The organism is Alteromonas sp. McT4-15, assembly GCF_020515205.1.
GTDB lineage: Bacteria > Pseudomonadota > Gammaproteobacteria > Enterobacterales > Alteromonadaceae > Alteromonas.
On record NZ_JAJALG010000027.1, the window covers coordinates 13,299 to 33,276 of the forward strand.

Here is a 19,978-nt window from a genome sequence, read left to right on the forward strand (position 1 = left end):
CATTTCGAGTAAGTCAACATTCGGCCAGCGCATCTGCGCTGGCTTTTTTATCTGAAGGTTATGTCGTTCAGTCAGTAGAAGAGACTTCACGCTAGCAATTTAAGTATGCGGGTTTTTCGCATGGAGTATAATCTGGTAGTATCAAATCAACACTGGCAAGTGAACAAGCAATGTCACTTAATTTAGCCGCTACGAGGTAATATGTCGGAGATTTTTTTGTTAGGTCAAAACTTCTTGGCGCTTTTCGTTGAATCGGCGCCCTGGCTGCTTTTGGGGTTGCTTGTGGCTGGCGTTATGCACGAACTTGTTCCAGTGTCATTCCTTGAAAAGCATATGGGCAACGAGTCATTATCCTCTATCAGTAAAGCGGCAATAATAGGGGCTCCTCTTCCGCTTTGCTCTTGTGGTGTTATTCCCGCAGCGCTTGGATTGCGCCGAAGTGGCGCATCAAAGCCATCAACCATCTCTTTTTTAGTATCTACACCAGAAACCGGTGTTGATAGCGTGTTGCGGGTAACGTGCTGCAAGTTCTTGTAACACTTTATTGCTAACTCCCCTTGTATATTATGTACTGTCACTCATAATAGATTTTTGCATTTTTTAACAAAACACGCTTTTTAGTGGGTTCGGAAACCATTCATGTTTTTACTTGTTGTGTACGTTTTTATTGCATTGGGCTTTTCATTTCTTTGCTCAATTGCTGAAGCGGTTATTCTTAGTGTTTCATCGGCTTACATCTCGGTGTTAGAAAAAGAAGGGAAACCAAGTGGTTCGCTGTTACGCGCACAAACTGACAACATCAATACCCCACTTTCAGCCATTTTAACGTTAAACACCATTGCCCACACCATGGGGGCAGCAGGCGCTGGTGCACAAGCGGCGGCGGTGTTCGGAGAAGCCTATTTAGGGGTTATTTCAGCCGTACTTACCTTACTGATATTAGTATTTTCTGAGATCATCCCGAAAACGCTGGGGGCGACATACTGGCGTTCGCTAGCGCCTGCAACGGCATACTTCTTAAAGTACCTGTCGATGGTACTTAAACCATTTGTGAAAATGTCAGAGCTTTTAACCCGAAGCTTTAAAGAAGATAGTCCACTTCGTGGCCTAAGCCGAAGCGAACTACACGCAATGGCAGAGTTATCGGGTCAAGAAGGCCAATTGGCTAATCACGAAGCAGCATTTTTACAGAGTTTACTAAGTTTGCATGAGCTGAAAGTGAAAGACGCAATTACCCACAGAACAGCGCTTTTTTCAGTGTCAGAATCAACAACCGTGGAAGCCTTTTTCCACAAGCACGCTAATATTGAGTTTTCACGTATTCCTGTTTATGAAGATAACGATTCAGAAAATATAACGGGTTTCGTCATGCGATCCGATTTACTGGTCGCCCAGGCGCGAGGCAATACTGACAAGCCGCTATCTGAATATGCGAAAGACATGGTAACGGTACTTAATACCATGCCGCTAAGTGTGACTTTCGATCATTTCATCAACAAGCATGTTCATATGTTATTGGTGGTGGATGAGTACGGCGGTCTAGAAGGGGTATTAACCTTAGAAGATTTGCTAGAAAGGTTACTGGGTGTAGACATTGTAGATGAGAAAGACACCACAGTGAGTATGCGACGTTTAGCGAAAATGATGACTAAACGCAAAGAGCAAATGATGATTAAAAACGTACCCGATGCATCTTTTGAACAACAGAGTAAAAAGCGTTAAATTAACACCATAATTTCACGATGGGTAAGTGACTACCCTGTCGGTATTTATTAAGGACAATACGCCATGAAAAAAAATACACCTCACTCGTTACACAAACACAACACGCCTCGTCGTCGGTTGTTTGCCCCTTCACTGCTATTCACAAGCCTGCTGCTTTCGGGTTTAGCTAGCGCACAAGAATTAAGCGTGCCGTGCGATGAGTTAGAAGAAAAAGTTAAAGCGAACACATCGGATGATGAAGTGAAGCGTATAACGGCATTTCAGCCTGCAAAAACGCTTAAGCGCATAAACCCTGAATACCCAGTAGAGGCTGCAAGGCGTGGCCAAGAAGGTTGGGTAAAAATGAGCTATGTGATTGACGAAGATGGGCATGTACAAGACCCTGTCGTCGATGACTTTAGTGGTAACCGTGCCTTTAAACGCAAAGCGCTGAACGCTATTAAACGTTGGACTTTTGAGCCTGCGATGAAAAATGGCAAACCAACTCAGCAATGCCATCAAGCGGTACAATTTGATTTTTTGATGGGTGGAAAACCCGGTGCAACGCGCGATTTTATTAGAGCGTATAAAGACGTTGATGCTATATACCAGCAAGGAAAATACGCAGAAGCTAACGCAGCTCTTAAAGACTTACACAATCAAGATAATCTAAATCGCTATGAGAATGCATGGTTATGGAATATGGATGCGCTTATAGCCAGTGGTTTAGAAGATTGGCAGCGAGAGCTAAATAGTTTCGCGCGTATGCTGCCTAGTAATAGAAGCGTTGACGGCAAACACAGTGTGTTTAGTGACAATCATATTGCTTTTGTGCATCAACGAATGGTGATATTAGCCAGCAAGTTAGGGCTGTATGCTGATGCGCAAACATACTACGAGCGCCTTCAAGAGATGGACAATCAACAAGAGCGTTTAAGTGAAATTACGCCGCTTATTGCTAAAGTGCGTGAACATATTGATTCAGACAGCGCTATTCAAGTTGAAGTCACCATCGACGAACGCGGAAATTGGTTTCACACCCTTGTTAGAAATCAATTTGCGTTTGACGGTATTGAAGGTAAGTTAGACACAGTTGAAGTGCGATGTGAATCGCACCGCGAAAGATTCACCGTAGCAGAAAATCACATTTGGAACATTCCGGAAAGTTGGGGACAGTGTAGGGTACTTGTTGAAGGGCAAGAGAATGCTGCGTTTAACCTTATTGAAGTCGCGCAGTCGACGTCTTCCTAGAATTTTAATGTTAAGGCAACCTGAAGCAAATTTTCGGTGTAAGTTGTTTGACTTTGAAAGAATGCCAGGTTGTCCTGCTTACCTTTGTTGGTTTGCCATTCCCCAGTGACAGCCATGTGTTCGCTCAGGTCGTAGCGGGCACTTAGTGTCAATGCATAACCACTACTGTTGTTCGGGTCGTACATTGTGTCGTCGCGATCAATCACTTGATACCAGTCTGCGCGTCCGGCAAAGGTAAATTGTTCAAAGGCATAAGTGACAGCGGCATAAGCACTAACAAAGTCGTTGTTAACAATATTGCTCCCCATCAATGTGTTGCCATACAAAAATTGTGAGAACAGCGTTAGGTCTCGATTGGCCATATAACGAAGCGTGAGTGAGTGAAAGCGGGTGTGCCACGCATAAATTCTATCTGGATCTAATAGCGTTGGATCAGCATTATTATCGTAGTAGTAGTATTTCAGCTCGGCATTGCGCTTATGCGCAATATGCGCCCCTACATAGTACCCAAAGCGAGTATCAATCTCGCGAAAAGGATCTGTCCAAGCGGGGGCATTAAGTCCACTGTCATTGACCACCCAAGGGATTGGGGCAAAGTTAACACGGTCATTTAGCAACGATTGTCGATCATGCAATGCGAATCCGCGCCATGACAGTAAAGTACCCGTAGTATCATTGCCCTTAAAGATACTGCCAAGTACTTTCCACGACCAGTTACTGCGCACCTGTCTGCCATTTTGTCTAAGACTTACTTCAAGGCCGCCAGTGCGAAGCTCTTCGCCAATCCAGCTATTAATCGCAGAATTAGTCAAAAAATGAGGAGAAAGCCATCCAGCATCCGTGTTCTCAGCGGATAATGACGGATAGAACATACCTATTTTCACTTCTGGTTTAATACTGGATGCACTTAAGGGGCGATATTTTGCATACAATTGTGAAATGCCTGCACGTCGCTCACCATCGCTGTAAGCGTTCAGAACACCGGCAATAAACCAGTCATTCGTTAATTGATGTTCAGTTGATAGCATTGCTTGAGAAAGATGTATGCCATCACCGTCAAAGCGCTGGTGGCTTACACCATGCTGCTGAAAGCTTGCGGTATTATCTTGCGCGCTTAAGGTAGTGCGCAGCAGCACGTCTGTTTTGGCAAACGCTGTCACCGAATGCGCTGTGAACACAATGCCCGCAACCAGCTTAATCACGTTTAATCTCGCCTTAAAACGCATTAATAGTCGCCAAAACCTGAGTCAAATCCGTCGTCAACGGGAATAGATTGGTTCAGTTGCCATGTCACTGTGGTAGTTTCGGTTATTGAAAGACGTTGAGCCGGAAGTGCCTTTTCGCCATCAATTAACGGATGCCAAAAACGCACACGGTATTCACCTTTAGGAAGTTGTACCGATACCATCCCCGACGCATCTGTTTTACCGAAAAACGGGGAATCTGAAACCACAATATAGCCCAACATCCAATCGTGGATGTTACAGCCAATATCGACAACACCCGCGGAGTCAAACCTAAGCGGCTCGGCATTAAACTCTTTGTACAGTTTTAGTTCGAACTGCTTGGCAGGAGAAAACGAGTAAACGTGATGAAATAGGTTATCCGCATTGGGAAAAGATATATCGGTACCCGCTTTTACCACTAGCACGTGGGGCACAAACTGCTTGTTAATTTGATTCATAACAGCCGGTGGCTGTTTCGGAATATATTTCGCGTCTACTTGAAACAGAGGTTCAAAAATGAACACGCCATCATTAACGTCTAACGATGCACTGTCAGTGAGTTTGATTGTTAACGCTGCACTGTCGTTGGCTATTGTAATCTTACTAAAACAAGCAAGTACGCTAAAAATAATTATTGTTAAACGCTTATTCATTTCATCGCCATATTAGAATAGTGAATTAGGTGCATGTACAGACACACCCTAAGACTAACCTACATTCTATAAAAAGACCTTAACTGGCGACGAATAATTTCATGTAATGTGAACGGGCGCTTATTTCAGTGCCTTGGCTACACCACAGAAAACTTTCGGATAAGGTTATGATAAACGTGATGAAGGTTATCTAGTTGCTCGCGATTCGCATTGCTGTCGTTGATGAGCGACTGAATACTTTGGTCAAGTTGAAATAGCGTTTCCCGTATCTGCTGGTCGCTGACCATACTTTGCATCCAAGTGATTGCTGCAATGCGCTCACCTTTCGTAACAGGAGTGACTTTGTGTAGGCTAGAAGAGGGATATAAAATGGCGCTGCCTGCCTCGCAACGAATACGCTGTTCGCCAAATCCGGTTTGGATAACAAGTTCACCGCCTTCGTATTCATCAAGGTGCGACAAAAACACCGTCATTGACATATCACTGCGCAAAACATCGGCTGAGTTAGGTAGGCGCATAATGGCTGCATCGACATGATAGCCATAGGTTTGCGCTTCGCTATAGCGATTAAAGCAAGGTGGGAAGATGCGTTGAGGCAGCGCGCCAGCAACCACTTTGGGGTGGTTGCCGAGCTTGCCCAATAGCACATTAGCAAGTTGCATAACGCGCGGGTGTTGGGCGTCTGCCTGACCGTTATTTTTGACACTTGCCGCCATACCCATCGCGGTTTCTTTACCGTCGTTAAATGGCACTTCAGCTAAGTTTGCACGAAACTGTGCGACCTCATCAACTGACAATAGGTTTTCAATAACAATCATTTTTCAACGCTTCTTGTTGCTGTGTTAATTAAAACTCGTAGCTCAATGTACCAGTGATATTTCTACCATCACCGATATACATGAACGAGCCCGAGCGATACGCTGCAGTCCAATACTCTTTATCAAACAGGTTGCCAACGTTTACGCGGAAAGTCAGCGATTCAGAGTAATAGTAATTTGCAAACAGGTTCACTACTTCATAGTCAGGAACCACAATTGAGTACTCGCCTGTCTCAGCATTAAAGCCTGCCGCCGTATCAGGTTGACCACCAAACATTTCTGACTGATAACTGTAGTCACCACCAAACGCGAATTTCTCGCTTGGCTGGTAGCGCATTTGAATATAGAAGCTTTCGTCAGCAAAGTTACTCAGTGCTAGACCAATGTTGTCTTCGTTGTAAGACTTAAGGATTTCAGAGTCCATAAATGCCGCTGATGCTTGAATGCTTAGCTTGTCAGTAATATCGCCACTTAATCCAAATTCAATACCTTCAACGCGGTTTTCACCTGTATTAAGCGTCCCAAGCGTTGAGTACGAATCGCCCACACTTTCATGTACGTCACTTTTAGTAATTCTAAATAGCGCAGCATTCGCGACTAACTTTTCATCGAATAAAGACCACTTGGTACCTAGTTCAAGGTTTTCTACCTGCTCTGGGTCGGCTTGTGCTGCTTGCTCAGGCGTTCCACAAAGACCGCCGTAGCCACAGTTTGCACCAAGATCTGATTCACCACCGTTGATATTGGTTGCTGTGCTGTATGAGGCGTAAAGGTTACCGTGTTCAGTAAGTTCATATACCAAACCGATATGACCGTTGTATAGATCATCTTCAAATGCATAAAGCTGATCGCCGCCACGACCTGAAGTTGCATTGGTATAGTCGTAGCTATCTGCGCGAAGACCAAAGAATACGTCAAACTTATCGGTAAGCTCAAACATATCCATTACGTAAAAGGAGTAGGTTTCAATATCGTAAAGCGCGTCGGCATCGCCACGGGTATAACTTCTTCCCATTAGACCGCCAATATTGTCAACGGCATCGCCATTACCATCAAGAATACAGTAGCTTTCAGAAACACCGCGACGCCCGCCTACAAGGCAATTTGTGGGGTTGTTGTTTTGTACGCTGAAGACGCCGTTATCTACCGACTCGTCGGTGTACTCAAAGCCAAATACCAAGCGGTGGTCAACACCTAAGAACGGCGTATCCCAGAACAAATTGAATTGGGTGGTAACATAGTCTACATCCTGCCAGCCTTGGTGGGTGCTAAGAGATAACGTGTAAGCACCAGGCGCATCAGGATCGGTTGCGTCACGATTAGTACCACGCATTCCCGTTGTAATATATTCGTTTTCTGTTTTGCCAAAGCGCGTCGCATTATAAAAACGCAAATTATCATTGATATCGTATTCGGTGCGCAGCGTAAACGTGGTGACTTCTGAATTCAGGAAGTCTTCGTCTTGTGCATATACTGGAATATCTTCAAGTGGGTGGCCTGCATCACGGTCGTAGTAGCTGCCTAAATCTGGCCTATCTTCAGCGTTTAGGTAGTAAATGTCGCCCGTAAATGACAAGCGGTCAGTAGGTTGATTCACATATGAAAACTGAATACCGTCACGGTCACGCTCAATGCCCTCGCGACCCGGTTTGTCTTCTGAAGACGTCAGCGCATTTAAACGTACTGCACTGGTTTCTGTGAGGGTTTTATTCAGGTCAACGGTTAGGCGCGTGTGCTCGTCTGTACCGACTGCGGCATCGACACGCCCAAAATTGTACGCTGTTGAAGCTTTCTTTGTTATTGAGTTTACCGCGCCACCTGATGAGCCGCGCCCTGCAAAGGTTGAGCTTGGGCCTTTAGTAATTTCAACGCGCTCTGTTGCAAAGCTCTCTCGGGTAGTCATACCTGGGTCGCGAAGTCCATCTACAAACACGTCACTACGCGCCTCGTGGCCACGAATAATGTAGCGGTCACCAAAAGCATTACCATTCTCACCTGTACCTAGGGTTACACCCGCTTGTGCTTGTAATATATCTTTTAAGTCGGTTCTTCCACTTTCTTGGATTTGGTCTTGGGTAAGAACGCTAATGGTTTGTGGTGTATCTACAAGATCGGCCAATCGACGAGGATCGCCAGACTTGTTGTAACGGTAAATAGACTGCTGAACACCGTGAATACGAATTAGCTCAATGGCCTCATCGGTTGTTGCTTCGCATTGTGCCGCAGTAGACTCGGTGCACTTGTCTGTGGTTTCTTGCGCAAATACTGCCGTATTGCCAAACGCCAAAGCAGCAGCAATAGTTTGTGCTCCCATGGTGAGTTTTCTGTTTTTCATTGTGTCTTCCTGAGTGTGTGTAAGGACGACGAAGTGTAGGGAAAGAATAAATTAATGTAAATATAAATGATAACTGTTCTCATTTATATTAAATAAAAGGACCTTTCATAATTGCTTAAGGCTGATGAAATTTTGCTAAATAGCTGGAAAGGACGCAGTAACCACGACACCCGATTTGTCACTTTTATCATCGAGCGATAACGTGCCCTTGTGGAATACCATGATGATATTGGCTATATAAAGACCAAGGCCTAAATGTGGAGATTGCGCTGCATTTTGTACATCATTTTCTTTCCTCACAGAGACCATCGACTGCAATAATTGCGTCTTCATGCCCTGTGGAAGAAGAAGGCCGGGATTACTCACACGTAACACAACACGCTTGTCTTTTTTCTCAACACAGACATCAATAGTGTCGCTATCTCGGCTAAAGTCCACGGCGTTTGAAATGATTTTATCGAATAGCTGGGCAACAAGTTCAGGTGACCCGTTTATATTCAGTGCAGATTCTGGCGCCTGAAAAGTCCATTGTCTGTGCGCATAAGTATGACGGTAACCTTCAATGCAACCACCAATGACCTTTACCAAATTAAATGGCTCAAGGTCTTCCTGTGCAATAGCGTGTTCCAATCGTGTGGCTTCACTCATGCTATTTAAAATGGTACTTAGCCGATTTACGCCTGACTGCGCACGCTCCACAAAAATAGCTTGTTGCTGTGAATCATCAACGTGAGAGAGCATATCAAGTGATGACTTCACTACTGCAATGGGAGTGCGAAGTTCGTGAGACAACCGCGAGGCCATATTTTCTAGATATGAATTGTATTGTTGTAGACGTGAGAGCACATCCGAGAATGAGCGTGACAGATCACCAATTTCATCACGCTGGGTAGAAGTGGGTAGCGTTCCGACTATCTTGCCATTGTCATCGATAACGGCTTCGGTATTGTCGCGAAGTGCACGGATACGACTTGAAATACGGCTAGCAAAAAGAAGTAGGCCCAGTGTGCCAAGTAGCATCACTGCCAATATAACGTGGAATAGCTGTTCGAGGGCGCGATTACGCAGGGTGCGAATACCATTGGTTGTCTGCTCTACAATGACGGCGCCCATCACATTACCGTCAATAAATATGGGGTAAGCCGCTGACAAAATGATGGCTTTATTGTCAGGAGATAAACGCCACAATGAATCCGGCTGGCCGTTAAGTGCGGTGCCTAAATCTTGCCCCACTAGGGCATAAGCGTCGTCAAGTTCGTCAATGAAATCAGCTGGGGGACGGGTTAATATCTGGTAATAAATAGGAAGTAACCACTCACTTTCAAACCACTCCCATGCAGCAATGGTCGATGTTTCCTGTGGGGTTACTTCAATGCCCGTTGCAGATTGGATATCACCAGCACGGGCGAGCACACGCTTGTGCTTATCAACTACCCATACCCGTGAGTCTGCGTATTTTAACCCAGCAAGAATACGCTCAATTTCTGGTGAAGGGGTAATGACTGTGCCTAACTCTTTCAGTGCCTTTGTATTGGCTGTACCAATGGCATATTGAGTTTGGCGTGAAACAGGGTCATCCACATCGACAATCGAAAATGCTAAGCCACCTGTGGTCATCGACAGTGGAAATCGCAGTTCAATATTGTAGCCGTTTGCCGTTTCTTGCCAGCGTCCTTGAATAGATAATGCATTCTCCACTGCCCGCGTTGCGTTTGTTGAGCTTGCAAGTTTGTAAGCATTCACCCATCCGCTTTCGTAGGGGGCCACAACATAGCGAGCAAGTGTACCTTGCGCTGTCTCCATGCCAATAAGAAGGTGATCGCCCGTTTCAACGCTTAAGCTGTTGGGTTCACGCCATAACAGAGTATCGTCAGAGACTTCAAACATGGCATAGAGAAATTGACCGTATCGCCCAACCATGTGCTGAAAAGAAAGACTAACGGGTTCGCCTTGGTTACCTTGATAGTATTCAATCACTTCTTGGCTGCCGTAAGTGCCGATGAGTTCGTTCACTTGCTGCCAATCGTTTAATTCTCCGTCCAAACGAATAGGAGAGGGAATAGGCGGCGCGTATAAATCGGTTCCTGGCCTTACGTCTTGCAAATAGGCCGATTGACTGTCAAAAAGAGCAGGGCGTTCATGAAGTGCTGTGGCAACGGCACGCGCCGTGCCAATCATGGTTTGCTCTTGACCGTTCCTTAAGTACTGTTCCAGCTCCCACACATACTTGTAGCCCAAATACGGAATGGTAAATAAAAATAACGACAGCACTAACAGCTGCAAGCGTATGGAAAAGCGAAACCGCATTACAGAGTCCTAATCACTGAACACCCATTCTATTGTATTTAAACGCTATAGCTGCCAACGATAACCCATGCCATAAACAGTATCGATGTGGTCAAAACGCGGGTCCAGTTGAACAAACTTCTTGCGCATACGCTTAATGTGCGACGTAATGGTGGTATCGTCCACCACCATCCGAGACTCGTCCATTAATTGTTGTCGGCTTTTTACGTGCCCCGGTCGTTTGATAAGCGCATGTAGCATCCAAAACTCAGTTACCGTCAGTAAGACTGGTTGATTTTGCCAGCTCACCGTCATTCTCGATACATCCACTTTTAGATCACCCACTTTCAATTCATCTTTTTGATCTGTAGGAGCTGACAATAAATCAGTGCGACGAAACAGCGCGGCAATACGCGCTAAAAGATGTGCCATGCTAATGTCTTTGGTGAGGTAGTCATCTGCCCCCATGCGCAAACCACTAATGGTATCGACATCATTGTCTCGTGCAGTAAAGAAAATAATTGGCAGGGTTTGCGACAATCCACGAAGCTGTTGGCACAGCATAAAGCCGCCTTCAATTTCGTCTTTCAGGCCAATATCGATAATCGCTAAATCGGGTAGCGTGTGGCTAAATGCCTGTGCCGCAGATGGTCTATCTTCATATGCGTTTACGCTATAACCCTGTGCTTTGAGCGCCATAATGTAGTTTTCTCTTATAGCCGCGTCATCTTCTACAAGTGCGATGGTCTTAGGCATACCTGTATCCGTCTTTCATTTTCTGTCTTGATGCACACTATACCTATGAACCGTCTACTTTGCTTAAGTTCGACATAAAATCCTCAAGAGTGCCTCATTTACGCCATATTTGGCGTTTTGCATCACGACATTTCCCCGATTGCACGCTTTTTTTGCCACTTGTAATTGGTTTACTAACGCTACTGAACACAAACAACGACTTACCCTTTGCGCTGTGCGTTACCCCAACGACGCACAGCGCCTTTTTAAAAAGAGGAATCACGATGAGAAACAATAAAGCACTAGCCTCAGCAGTACTAATTGCGATGACCACCTTATCAATAAACGCAGCGGCTGCCTCACGTATGGCATCGAGTGATAGCACGCCTGTCAACATGCAAGCCCAGAAAGAAAAAGAGTCAAAGGCCGCGGCAGTTGGCCTTGGCAGTGGCGTTGTCGTAGGGGCTATTATTGCAGGGCCCGCAGGTGCCGCAGTAGCAGGAATTTTAGGGGCGCTTATTGGGGAAAATACGGCTCAGGAGACAGCCCTTAACGAATCGCATGCTGAGCTCGCCGAGCTTGCATACGTTCAACAGGAAAACTCAACATTGCGTGAAGAGAATCACGCTATGCAACAGCAATTAATGCTTACTAAGGTTGCCTACGAGGAAGAGTTAAGCCATGCGCCTGCGCCAACATTGAAAAGTAGTATTCAGTTTAAATCCGGCTCTGTTATTGTTGAACCTGTTTATGGTGACCAGCTCGCCCTCGTAGCCAGTGCGTTAAAAGGCAACGAGAAACTCACTGTTCGTCTTACGGGTCAAGCCGACAAACGCGGTGACTCGCAATTTAATCAAGCGTTGTCGATGCAAAGAGCCCTTAGTGTGAAAAAATACCTAACGGAGCTTGGCGTGGCCAGTGAGCAAATTATGACGGTCGCAGTAGGGGAGTCGCAAAGCATGCAAACTGAACATGAAGGGATATTCTTTGACCGCAAAGTAGAAATGGAAATTGCAGAGCGAGCCCCTGTTTTGATGAGTCAAAACGCTCAATAGCGCTGCAACGTCCAAGTCTTATCAAGGCGGTCTATTTAACGTGTTTACCGCCCGTCCAGCCCCCTTTCGCTAGCACATCGTCACCTAAGGTTTTGGGTGACGATTCTATTTCTGTCGCCATGGAATCATTCCAACGGTTTAGGAAGCCATAGAGGCTGACGGCACCTAAAATTTCGACAATCTCTTGCTCACCCCAGTGTTCACGCATTGCCGCCATTAATGGTGCATCAACAGCGTTAGGTACACTACCTGCAGCCAGCGCAAAATCAAGCGCTACACGTTCTGCTTCACTATATAGCGGACTCGTTTTATATTCCCACACTGCTGCCACTTTTTCGTCGCTGATACCGTGAATACCTGCCGCTATAAGTGAGTGTGCTTCACAGTACTGACATCCTGCGGCACGGCTGGCGAAGTGGGCGATAAGGCGTTTAAAGCCGCCATCCACAACACTGCCCTCACCCATAACGCCCTTGGTTAATGCAGCAAAACCCTTTACCATTTCGGGTTTGCGTTGCATGGTCAAAAGACTGTTTGGGATAAACCCCAAAATATCGATAAACACAGCAAAGTCATCGGCTAGTTCAGGTGTAGTCTCAGGTGGAAGTGGAGATAAAAGTGGGTCCAGTGACATTGGCAATTCCTTCGTTGTTATTCTACTAGGGGGCTTGAAAAGCACACTTTTTGTACCCACATACCTTGCTGTATTTAATCGTTAAAAACAATCGCTAGATCGCGCGCGTATTCTATAAGCAGTAAGTTTTACGTTACACTTAAACGCTTAAAACACGAACCGTAAAGATCAACACAGTCCTACCTCATCGCTAGGGTAAAGGCTGTCGACGTCGCGATAGTATCTCACCACAGCTAACAGGCTGTGACCAATAACACAGGCAAATCATGAAAGCGTTGGATATTAAAGGGTTAACGAAAACCTATAAGGGTGGCGTTCAGGCACTTAAAGGTGTCGACTTGTCGGTAGAACAAGGCGATTTCTTCGCATTACTGGGTCCCAATGGGGCGGGGAAGTCGACCACTATAGGCATTATCAGCTCGTTGGTGAATCAGTCACAAGGGAGCGTCTCTGTTTTTGGTTACGATCTAACTTCACAAAAAGAACTCGCCAAAGCCTGTATTGGCCTTGTCCCTCAAGAATTTAATTTCAACCAGTTCGAAACGGTTCTGCAAATTGTGCTTAATCAAGCGGGTTATTATGGTGTGCCTCGAAATATCGCGAAAGAGCGTGCGAAAAAATATCTGGCACAATTAGATTTGTGGGAAAAACGCGATGCACGAGCGCGAGAATTGTCAGGGGGTATGAAACGCCGCTTAATGATTGCACGTGCGCTTATGCATGAGCCGAAACTGCTGATTCTTGATGAGCCAACAGCAGGTGTTGATATTGAAATTCGCCGCTCGATGTGGGGATTTTTAGAAGAGATAAACCGTCAAGGTATTACTATTATTCTTACCACGCATTATCTTGAAGAAGCTGAAATGCTGTGCCGCAACATTGCGATTATCAACAAGGGTACTATTGTGGAAAATACCAGTATGAAGGCGTTGCTTGCCAAACTGAGCTTAGAAACCTTTGTGCTCGATATCAAAGTACCTGAAGGCACGAGAGCCCCTGAACTTTCAGGCTTTGAGTATCGCTTATTAGACGACCACACGCTGGAAGTCGATGTGGAAAAAACGGAAGGGCTCAACCCTGTCTTTACCCAATTAAGTGAGCAAGGCGTACAAGTAATGAGTATGCGAAACAAATCCAACCGATTAGAAGAGCTGTTTGTACGTCTCGTAGAGTCTGCTAAACAAGCGGGCTAGGCCTGATGTGAATAACAAATACGGTAAATGACAGTGAAAACAGAAACCACAGACATGAATACACAAGACAATACAAGCTGGATAAAGCAAAACTATGTCGCTTTAACCACTATTTGGATAAAAGAATGCACGCGCTTTTTGCGCATTTGGGTGCAAACTCTGGTTCCGCCGGCTATTACAATGAGCCTTTATTTCGTCATCTTCGGCAGCCTTATCGGAAATCGAATTGGCGAGATGGGGGGCTTTACATATATGGAGTTTATCGTGCCTGGTCTCATTATGATGTCAGTGATCACAAACTCGTATGCCAATGTGTCATCTTCATTTTTCAGTGCTAAATTTCAACGCAACATTGAAGAGTTACTTGTATCGCCAGTACCTACCTCGGTTATCATCCTTGGTTACGTGGGCGGAGGCGTAGCACGCGCTATCTTGATAGGAATCATTGTGACGCTGGTGTCGCTATTCTTTGTTGATGTCACCATCCATAATCTTGGGATTATTGCGTTAACACTGCTTCTTACTTCTACACTTTTTGCTACCGCAGGTTTAATTAATGCGGTGTTTGCGAAAACCTTTGATGATATTAGCGTGGTGCCTACCTTTGTATTAACCCCACTTACTTACCTTGGCGGAGTGTTCTACTCGCTGTCTTTGTTGCCTGAATTTTGGCAATGGGTAAGTAAAGCTAATCCGGTAGTTTACATGGTTAACGGCTTCCGTTACGGTTTTTTGGGCGTCTCTGATGTTAATGTAACCCTGTCTTTAGGTTTGCTAGTTGGCTTTAACGCATTACTTTTCAGCGTGGCGTATTACCTCCTGAAAACGGGTAAAGGTATACGCAGTTAATGGCTAGTGGAAATTCACGAGAAATCACCACCTCTCAGGTAGGTGTGCACGATAAACTTGATGAGCTTGTTACAAAATACCGTACCAGCGAAAACAAACGTCCAGTAAGTGAGCATACACAACGGGCATTTGACGAGGTGAACGACTGGCTTGAAGGCTACGATGGCGAGATTATTCTTGATTCCTGCTGTGGTGTAGGAGAAAGCACGGCTAACCTAGCGCAAGCCAACCCTCACGCTCGTATTATCGGTATTGATAAATCAGCATTACGCGTTGATAAGCACGAGCACTACCGCGCGCAACAAAACAACTATCGTGTTATTCGCGCTGATGTGAATGATTTTTGGCGTTTGGTTCAACAGTCAAGTTGGAAGGTTACTCAGCACTTCTTGCTGTATCCCAATCCCTATCCTAAGAAAACTCAAGTGCAAAAGCGCTGGCATGGCAGTGCCGCTATGGTCGATTTAATGGCAATTACGCCTAATATTGAAGTACGTAGTAACTGGCTCATTTACCTTATGGAGTTCGCGCAGGCCGCAAAGCATTATGGTTTGATATCTGACCTTAAAGAGGTAACAGGCGAGTTTCATATGACGCCTTTTGAGCGAAAATACCGCGCCAGCGGACAAGCGTGCTGGCAACTTAATTGCCGAAGCGAAGAAGACTGATAAGTTTAGCGCGAGTCAGTTTGGCGGTAGATAGCGCAACAATGTAACTCAATGCATTTAGTGTCGTTGTTGTGCTTGTCTCACATTCGCCATCGGAGGACTAAATACGTAGCCTTGCGCGTAACGAATAGGCAAGCGTTTTACTCGCTCCAGCAATAATTCATCTTCTACATGCTCCGCAATAACGTTGATACTGTGTTGCTCACACATACCAAGCAAATAGTCGACATACTCTCTCACAGCATCTTGCTCATCGTAGTGACGAACCAATCCGCCCGCCAGTTTTATGCCCCTTACTGGTACACTCATTAATGCGCGAATATTGCCAGGGCATGACCCGACATTATCGATAAATACGCCAAGTCCAGCATGCATACTCTTATCTATAAAGGTCATAAGTTGCTTGGGGTTAGATAAGGCTGTTGATGCGGTAACTTCGATACTCACACGCTCAGGGTTTGGGTAGCTAGCTAAGTGCGTTATCAGCGTGTGGATGAGTTCATCGTTGTGTAAGTCATTGGCGGTTATGTTGATATTCCACGGAATATTTACGTCGCGAAAGTAACTGGCACATTGCACAAACATATTGGCTGCGAGGGTATTTACGTGATGCTCGCGCTCGAGTAAATACAAAAATTCGCTGGGCAAAAAGGTTTTATCGCCCTGAGTGATCAGGCGGGCCAAACACTCATATCGCCACACCCCTTGGCTGTGTAAATCGACAATGGGTTGGAAGTAAGGCACGATGTCATCTATTGTGAATGCTTCAGATATTTCACGTATGGGCATAAACTACCACCCTCGCTTTTTCGTATTTATTCATAAATAAAATATAGCAGCAATGCACGGCGATGCCTGTATAAACGTGAAATAGAATTAAATAGCCTGTCTAGATAGACAAATGCGGGTGCCAAGCACTTGGCGAGAATTGCATTCTGATGTAAAGTGCGTCACCCTGAAAGTATTGTGATAAGTTTTCAGGTTTGGCAACGAATGGACCATGTCAATGCTAAGCTGTCTAGTCTGATTGAACAAAGGTTAACTCGCAGATAAGACAACACTAGCGCAAAAGGAAAGTAAGTGTCAGGCCGGTCTCCGACTAAACCGCCTGTCAATTCTGCTGATTAAGCAGAATATGTGTATGTTTGATGAGTGAGGTGTGTAGTGGGTGAAGCGCAAGTTAGTTTAGAGCACTTGTTTAGGGTCTTTACCAAGCCTGAACACAAAGACTCAAAGCTGGCTCAAATTGAGCAGCATTTATCTGACAACATTCTAGACTTTTTGTCGCAGCATGTTGTTACGAAAAAAACATCGCTTGAAGAAATTGAAAAAGACTTCTCAGACTCGAAAGTGCCTGAGTCGCCTGAGTTTGTTTCTACGCATGCAGAAAGTCTTTTGGATAAACTGGTCGCTCACTCGGTAAATACATACTCGCCAACCTTTATTGGTCACATGACCTCTGCACTACCATATTTTCACCTACCACTGTCTAAGTTGATGGTAGGGCTAAACCAAAACCTTGTTAAAATTGAAACATCGAAGGCCTTTACGCCGCTAGAACGCCAAGTTCTGGGGATGATGCATAACTTGGTGTACGACCAATCTCACGCTTTTTATGAAAAGCACCTTCATAGCGCAGCTCACTCATTAGGTGCGTTTTGTTCTGGTGGTACTATTGCTAACATTACTGCGCTTTGGGTTGCGCGTAATAAGTTGCTAGGCCCTCAAAAAGGGTTTGCAGGTGTCGCTAAAGCAGGACTTGCGGCAGCTTATCGTTTTCACGATATTAATAATTTAGGAGTAATGTGCAGTAAGCGTGGACATTACTCATTGTCAAAAGCGGTCGATGTACTGGGCTTAGGACGTGAGCAGCTCATTACGCTACCCGCCCCGCAACAAACACTCGACCCAGCCAAAGCGCTGCGCGCAGGCAAGCGCTATCAAGAAGAAGGCAATAAGCTACTAGCCATAGTGGGCGTTGGCGGTACGACCGAAACAGGTCATGTGGACCCCCTTGATGAACTTGCCGATGTTGCTAAAGAACTTGGTTGTTGGTTCCATGTCGATGCCGCATGGGGTGGTGCAACGTTGTTTTCGTCGCGCTACCGTGACAGGCTCAAGGGAATTGAACGGGCAGACTCTGTCACCATAGATGCACATAAACAAATGTATGTGCCGATGGGGGCTGGTATGGCGCTGTTCAAAGATCCGCAAAACGCCAATGCCGTAAGACATCACGCTCAGTACATATTGCGTGCTGGCTCTAAAGACCTAGGCGCTACTACACTGGAAGGTTCGCGCAATGGTATGGCGATGATGGTGTATTCAGCGCTGCATATCTTTGGTCGCAAAGGTTACGAACTACTGATTGATAGAAGCATCGATAAAGCCAAAGACTTTGCGCATATGATTGATAAAGCGCAAGACTTTGAGCTTACTACGTCTCCTACATTGTCACTGCTTACTTACCGTGTTTGTCCTATCGAAGTGCAACAAAAACTTAAGCATGTGAATGCAAAAACGCGCAACGCCATTAATGAAAAAATTGATGCATTGGTTGTAGCGGTGCAAAAGCAACAGCGTGAAGCGGGTAAGTCGTTTGTTTCGCGTACACGTTTAGAAGCGCCAGACTACCCGTCGCAATGTATCACTGTATTTCGTGTTGTTCTTGCCAATCCACTGACCAGTCATAACGACCTAGCCGCTATTTTGGCAGAACAGCACCTTATCGCTAAAGAGACGAAAGCGTGGCAAGAGCTTATCGATTTTGTCTCAGACGAGCACATACTGGCGTCTGCCTGAACGTCATAAAGCAAAAAATAAAAAAAAGCCCGCTACGCTAATTGTCGTGCGGGCTTTTTTGTATACATAGCGTTATTACACGCGATGTATCTGTAGGTTATCAATAAGACGTGTTTTACCCATGAAGAGGGCTACAACAATGACGATATGTGCGTCGTTAGGCATGGCAGGCATAAAGGTTTGCGCATTGACTACTTTAACGTAATCGTTTTTAAAGCCGTGCTGCTCAAGCTCAGAAACTGCAGCGTTTTCAATCGCCAAAAAGTCGGTGTTACCTTCATCAATCGCCGTTTTCATTTGCTGCATCGCTTTATATATTAAGCTTGCAGTGGCCTTTTCTTCAGCGGTTAAATAACCATTGCGCGAACTCATAGCAAGCCCTGATTCTTCTCGCTCAGTGGGGACGCCATGAACCGTTACCGCCATCGAAAGATCGCGCACCATAGTGCGGATAACTTGCAACTGCTGATAGTCTTTTTCACCAAAAAACGCATCATCTGGCTGTACCATGTTAAATAGCTTACTGACTACGGTTGCAACGCCTCTAAAGTGGCCGGGGCGACTTGCACCGCATAGCACATCTGAAATGCCAGGGACTTCTACATAGGTTTGTACGTCAAGGCCTGCGGGGTACATGTCACTCACGCTTGGAAGAAATACCGCGTCAGCACCATCTGCTATCAACTTAGCCTTATCTTCTTCAATTGTACGCGGGTAGGCATCAAGATCTTCGTTTGCACCAAATTGCATTGGATTAACAAAAATACTCACAATGACTTTGTCGTTGTGTGCTTTTGCGCGCTTTACCAACTTCAAATGGCCATCATGTAAGTTGCCCATTGTGGGTACAAAACCTACGGTTTGCCCACTGCGCTTCCACTGGGTAATTAATTCGCGCAATGATGCAATGCTATCGACAACCTGCATAGTAAAAACCTCGTTACTCAAAGCTGTGTTCTGGTGACGGAAACACGCCGCTTTCGACTTCTTCAATGTACTGGGCAACCGCTTTGCGCATGTCCCCGGTTTCAAGCAAATAATTTTTTGAAAACTTCGGCATATAGTTCGCGCTAATACCAAACATATCGTGCATCACGAGAATTTGGCCGTCAGTATCTTTGCCTGCACCAATACCAATAACCGGAATGGTGAGAGCTTCGCTTACGGCTTTACCTAGCGATGATGGCACGCACTCAAGAACAAGAAGCTGAATACCCGCTGCTTCAAGGGCCTTTGCTTCCTGTAGGAGCTTTTCTGCTTGGCTGGCTTCGCGTCCTTGTACTTTAAAGCCGCCGAATACATGGACTGATTGCGGTGTTAATCCCAAATGACCACATACTGGCACGCCGCGTAAGTTAAGACCCTTGATGGTGTCACATAGCCAACTACCACCTTCCATTTTGACCATACTTGCGCCTGCTGCCATTAGTTTAGCCGCATTTTCATAAGACTGTGCTTCAGTGGCATATGACATAAATGGCATATCGGCGAGTACAAACGCGCGCTGAGTGCCTTTGCGCACACTGCGCGTATGATAGGCAATATCGTCAATCGTTACCGGCAGCGTATCGTCTTCACCTTGCAGTACCATGCCAAGCGAGTCACCAATAAGAAGGGCGTCAATACCTTGCTCATCGAACATCTTGGCAAAGCTAGCGTCGTAAGCTGTTAGCGAGGTAATTTTCTCACCTGCTTGCTTTTTCTTTAGCAAGCCTGAAACCGTAACTTTCTTCATGACATGATCCCGATAATGTAAGGAAATAGAGATA

The 19,978-nt window shown here is 45.5% G+C and carries 17 protein-coding genes and 1 pseudogene; 8 read left to right on the plus strand and 10 right to left on the minus strand.

Translation table 11 applies throughout. The features are described from left to right. Positions 1–201: 201 nt before the first annotated feature. The 3 genes and pseudogenes from LHL20_RS15820 to LHL20_RS15830 all read left to right on the plus strand — a co-directional run. Positions 202–507 (plus strand): annotated as a pseudogene (locus LHL20_RS15820) (permease); the annotation flags it as partial. Between the two features lie 132 nt (positions 508–639). After that, positions 640–1,722: a CNNM domain-containing protein gene (locus tag LHL20_RS15825; protein ID WP_159627627.1), complete on the plus strand. Its 1,083-nt coding sequence runs from the start codon at positions 640–642 to the stop codon at positions 1,720–1,722. Between the two features lie 66 nt (positions 1,723–1,788). Further along, positions 1,789–2,955 carry an energy transducer TonB gene (locus tag LHL20_RS15830; protein WP_226433986.1) on the plus strand — a complete coding sequence of 389 codons (1,167 nt, stop codon included), beginning with the start codon at positions 1,789–1,791 and terminating at the stop codon, positions 2,953–2,955. Here LHL20_RS15830 and LHL20_RS15835 read toward each other — a convergent pair. The 6 genes from LHL20_RS15835 to pdsR form a co-directional block, all read right to left on the minus strand. Further along, positions 2,952–4,157 carry an outer membrane beta-barrel protein gene (locus LHL20_RS15835; protein WP_226433987.1) on the minus strand — a complete coding sequence of 402 codons (1,206 nt, stop codon included), beginning with the start codon at positions 4,155–4,157 and terminating at the stop codon, positions 2,952–2,954. The genes LHL20_RS15830 and LHL20_RS15835 overlap by 4 nt on opposite strands. A gap of 23 nt (positions 4,158–4,180) precedes the next feature. After that, positions 4,181–4,834 (minus strand): methylamine utilization protein, encoded by a 654-nt coding sequence (locus LHL20_RS15840; protein ID WP_226433988.1) that lies wholly within the window; start codon positions 4,832–4,834, stop codon positions 4,181–4,183. 137 nt (positions 4,835–4,971) lie between these two features. Next, complete coding sequence (locus tag LHL20_RS15845) at positions 4,972–5,652, minus strand: Fe2+-dependent dioxygenase (RefSeq protein ID WP_226433989.1); 681 nt, start codon at positions 5,650–5,652, stop codon at positions 4,972–4,974. A 28-nt stretch (positions 5,653–5,680) separates the two neighbouring features. After that, positions 5,681–7,987 (minus strand): TonB-dependent receptor, encoded by a 2,307-nt coding sequence (locus tag LHL20_RS15850; RefSeq protein ID WP_226433990.1) that lies wholly within the window; start codon positions 7,985–7,987, stop codon positions 5,681–5,683. Between the two features lie 135 nt (positions 7,988–8,122). Next, positions 8,123–10,294 (minus strand): proteobacterial dedicated sortase system histidine kinase, encoded by a 2,172-nt coding sequence (gene pdsS, locus LHL20_RS15855; RefSeq protein WP_226433991.1) that lies wholly within the window; start codon positions 10,292–10,294, stop codon positions 8,123–8,125. A 45-nt stretch (positions 10,295–10,339) separates the two neighbouring features. After that, positions 10,340–11,029: a proteobacterial dedicated sortase system response regulator gene (gene pdsR, locus LHL20_RS15860; RefSeq protein ID WP_202262676.1), complete on the minus strand. Its 690-nt coding sequence runs from the start codon at positions 11,027–11,029 to the stop codon at positions 10,340–10,342. A 263-nt stretch (positions 11,030–11,292) separates the two neighbouring features. Here pdsR and pdsO point away from each other — a divergent pair, with 263 nt between their 5' ends. Continuing rightward, positions 11,293–12,063, plus strand: a complete 771-nt coding sequence (gene pdsO, locus LHL20_RS15865) for a sortase-associated OmpA-like protein PdsO (protein WP_226433992.1) — start codon at positions 11,293–11,295, stop codon at positions 12,061–12,063. A gap of 31 nt (positions 12,064–12,094) precedes the next feature. Here the strand turns inward: pdsO and LHL20_RS15870 are convergent, their stop codons facing one another. Further along, positions 12,095–12,697 carry a carboxymuconolactone decarboxylase family protein gene (locus LHL20_RS15870; protein WP_226433993.1) on the minus strand — a complete coding sequence of 201 codons (603 nt, stop codon included), beginning with the start codon at positions 12,695–12,697 and terminating at the stop codon, positions 12,095–12,097. Positions 12,698–12,963: 266 nt separating this feature from the next. On the opposite strand from LHL20_RS15870, the gene LHL20_RS15875 reads away from it, so the two are divergent. Genes LHL20_RS15875 through trmB form a run of 3 tightly spaced genes read left to right on the plus strand, consistent with a single transcriptional unit; the run spans position 12,964 to position 15,407 of the window. Next, the gene (locus LHL20_RS15875) at positions 12,964–13,890 is read left to right on the plus strand and encodes an ABC transporter ATP-binding protein (RefSeq protein WP_202262673.1); all 927 of its coding nucleotides are present in this window, start codon (positions 12,964–12,966) and stop codon (positions 13,888–13,890) included. A gap of 33 nt (positions 13,891–13,923) precedes the next feature. Beyond that, positions 13,924–14,739, plus strand: a complete 816-nt coding sequence (locus LHL20_RS15880; protein WP_226433994.1) for an ABC transporter permease — start codon at positions 13,924–13,926, stop codon at positions 14,737–14,739. Next, positions 14,739–15,407: a tRNA (guanine(46)-N(7))-methyltransferase TrmB gene (gene trmB, locus LHL20_RS15885; protein WP_159627605.1), complete on the plus strand. Its 669-nt coding sequence runs from the start codon at positions 14,739–14,741 to the stop codon at positions 15,405–15,407. Before LHL20_RS15880 ends, trmB begins: the two co-directional genes overlap by 1 nt. Positions 15,408–15,464: 57 nt before the next feature. Here the strand turns inward: trmB and LHL20_RS15890 are convergent, their stop codons facing one another. Continuing rightward, entirely contained in the window at positions 15,465–16,196 is a 732-nt protein-coding gene (locus LHL20_RS15890) for an EAL domain-containing protein (RefSeq protein ID WP_226433995.1), read from the minus strand. Between the two features lie 375 nt (positions 16,197–16,571). Here LHL20_RS15890 and panP point away from each other — a divergent pair, with 375 nt between their 5' ends. After that, a complete protein-coding gene (panP, locus tag LHL20_RS15895) occupies positions 16,572–18,209 on the plus strand; it encodes a pyridoxal-dependent aspartate 1-decarboxylase PanP (protein ID WP_159627601.1) in 1,638 nt (545 codons plus the stop codon). A 75-nt stretch (positions 18,210–18,284) separates the two neighbouring features. Here panP and panC read toward each other — a convergent pair whose 3' ends face one another. Next, positions 18,285–19,136 (minus strand): pantoate--beta-alanine ligase, encoded by an 852-nt coding sequence (gene panC / locus LHL20_RS15900; RefSeq protein WP_226433996.1) that lies wholly within the window; start codon positions 19,134–19,136, stop codon positions 18,285–18,287. 13 nt (positions 19,137–19,149) lie between these two features. Further along, complete coding sequence (gene panB, locus LHL20_RS15905) at positions 19,150–19,944, minus strand: 3-methyl-2-oxobutanoate hydroxymethyltransferase (RefSeq protein WP_202262671.1); 795 nt, start codon at positions 19,942–19,944, stop codon at positions 19,150–19,152. Positions 19,945–19,978 lie beyond the last annotated feature (34 nt).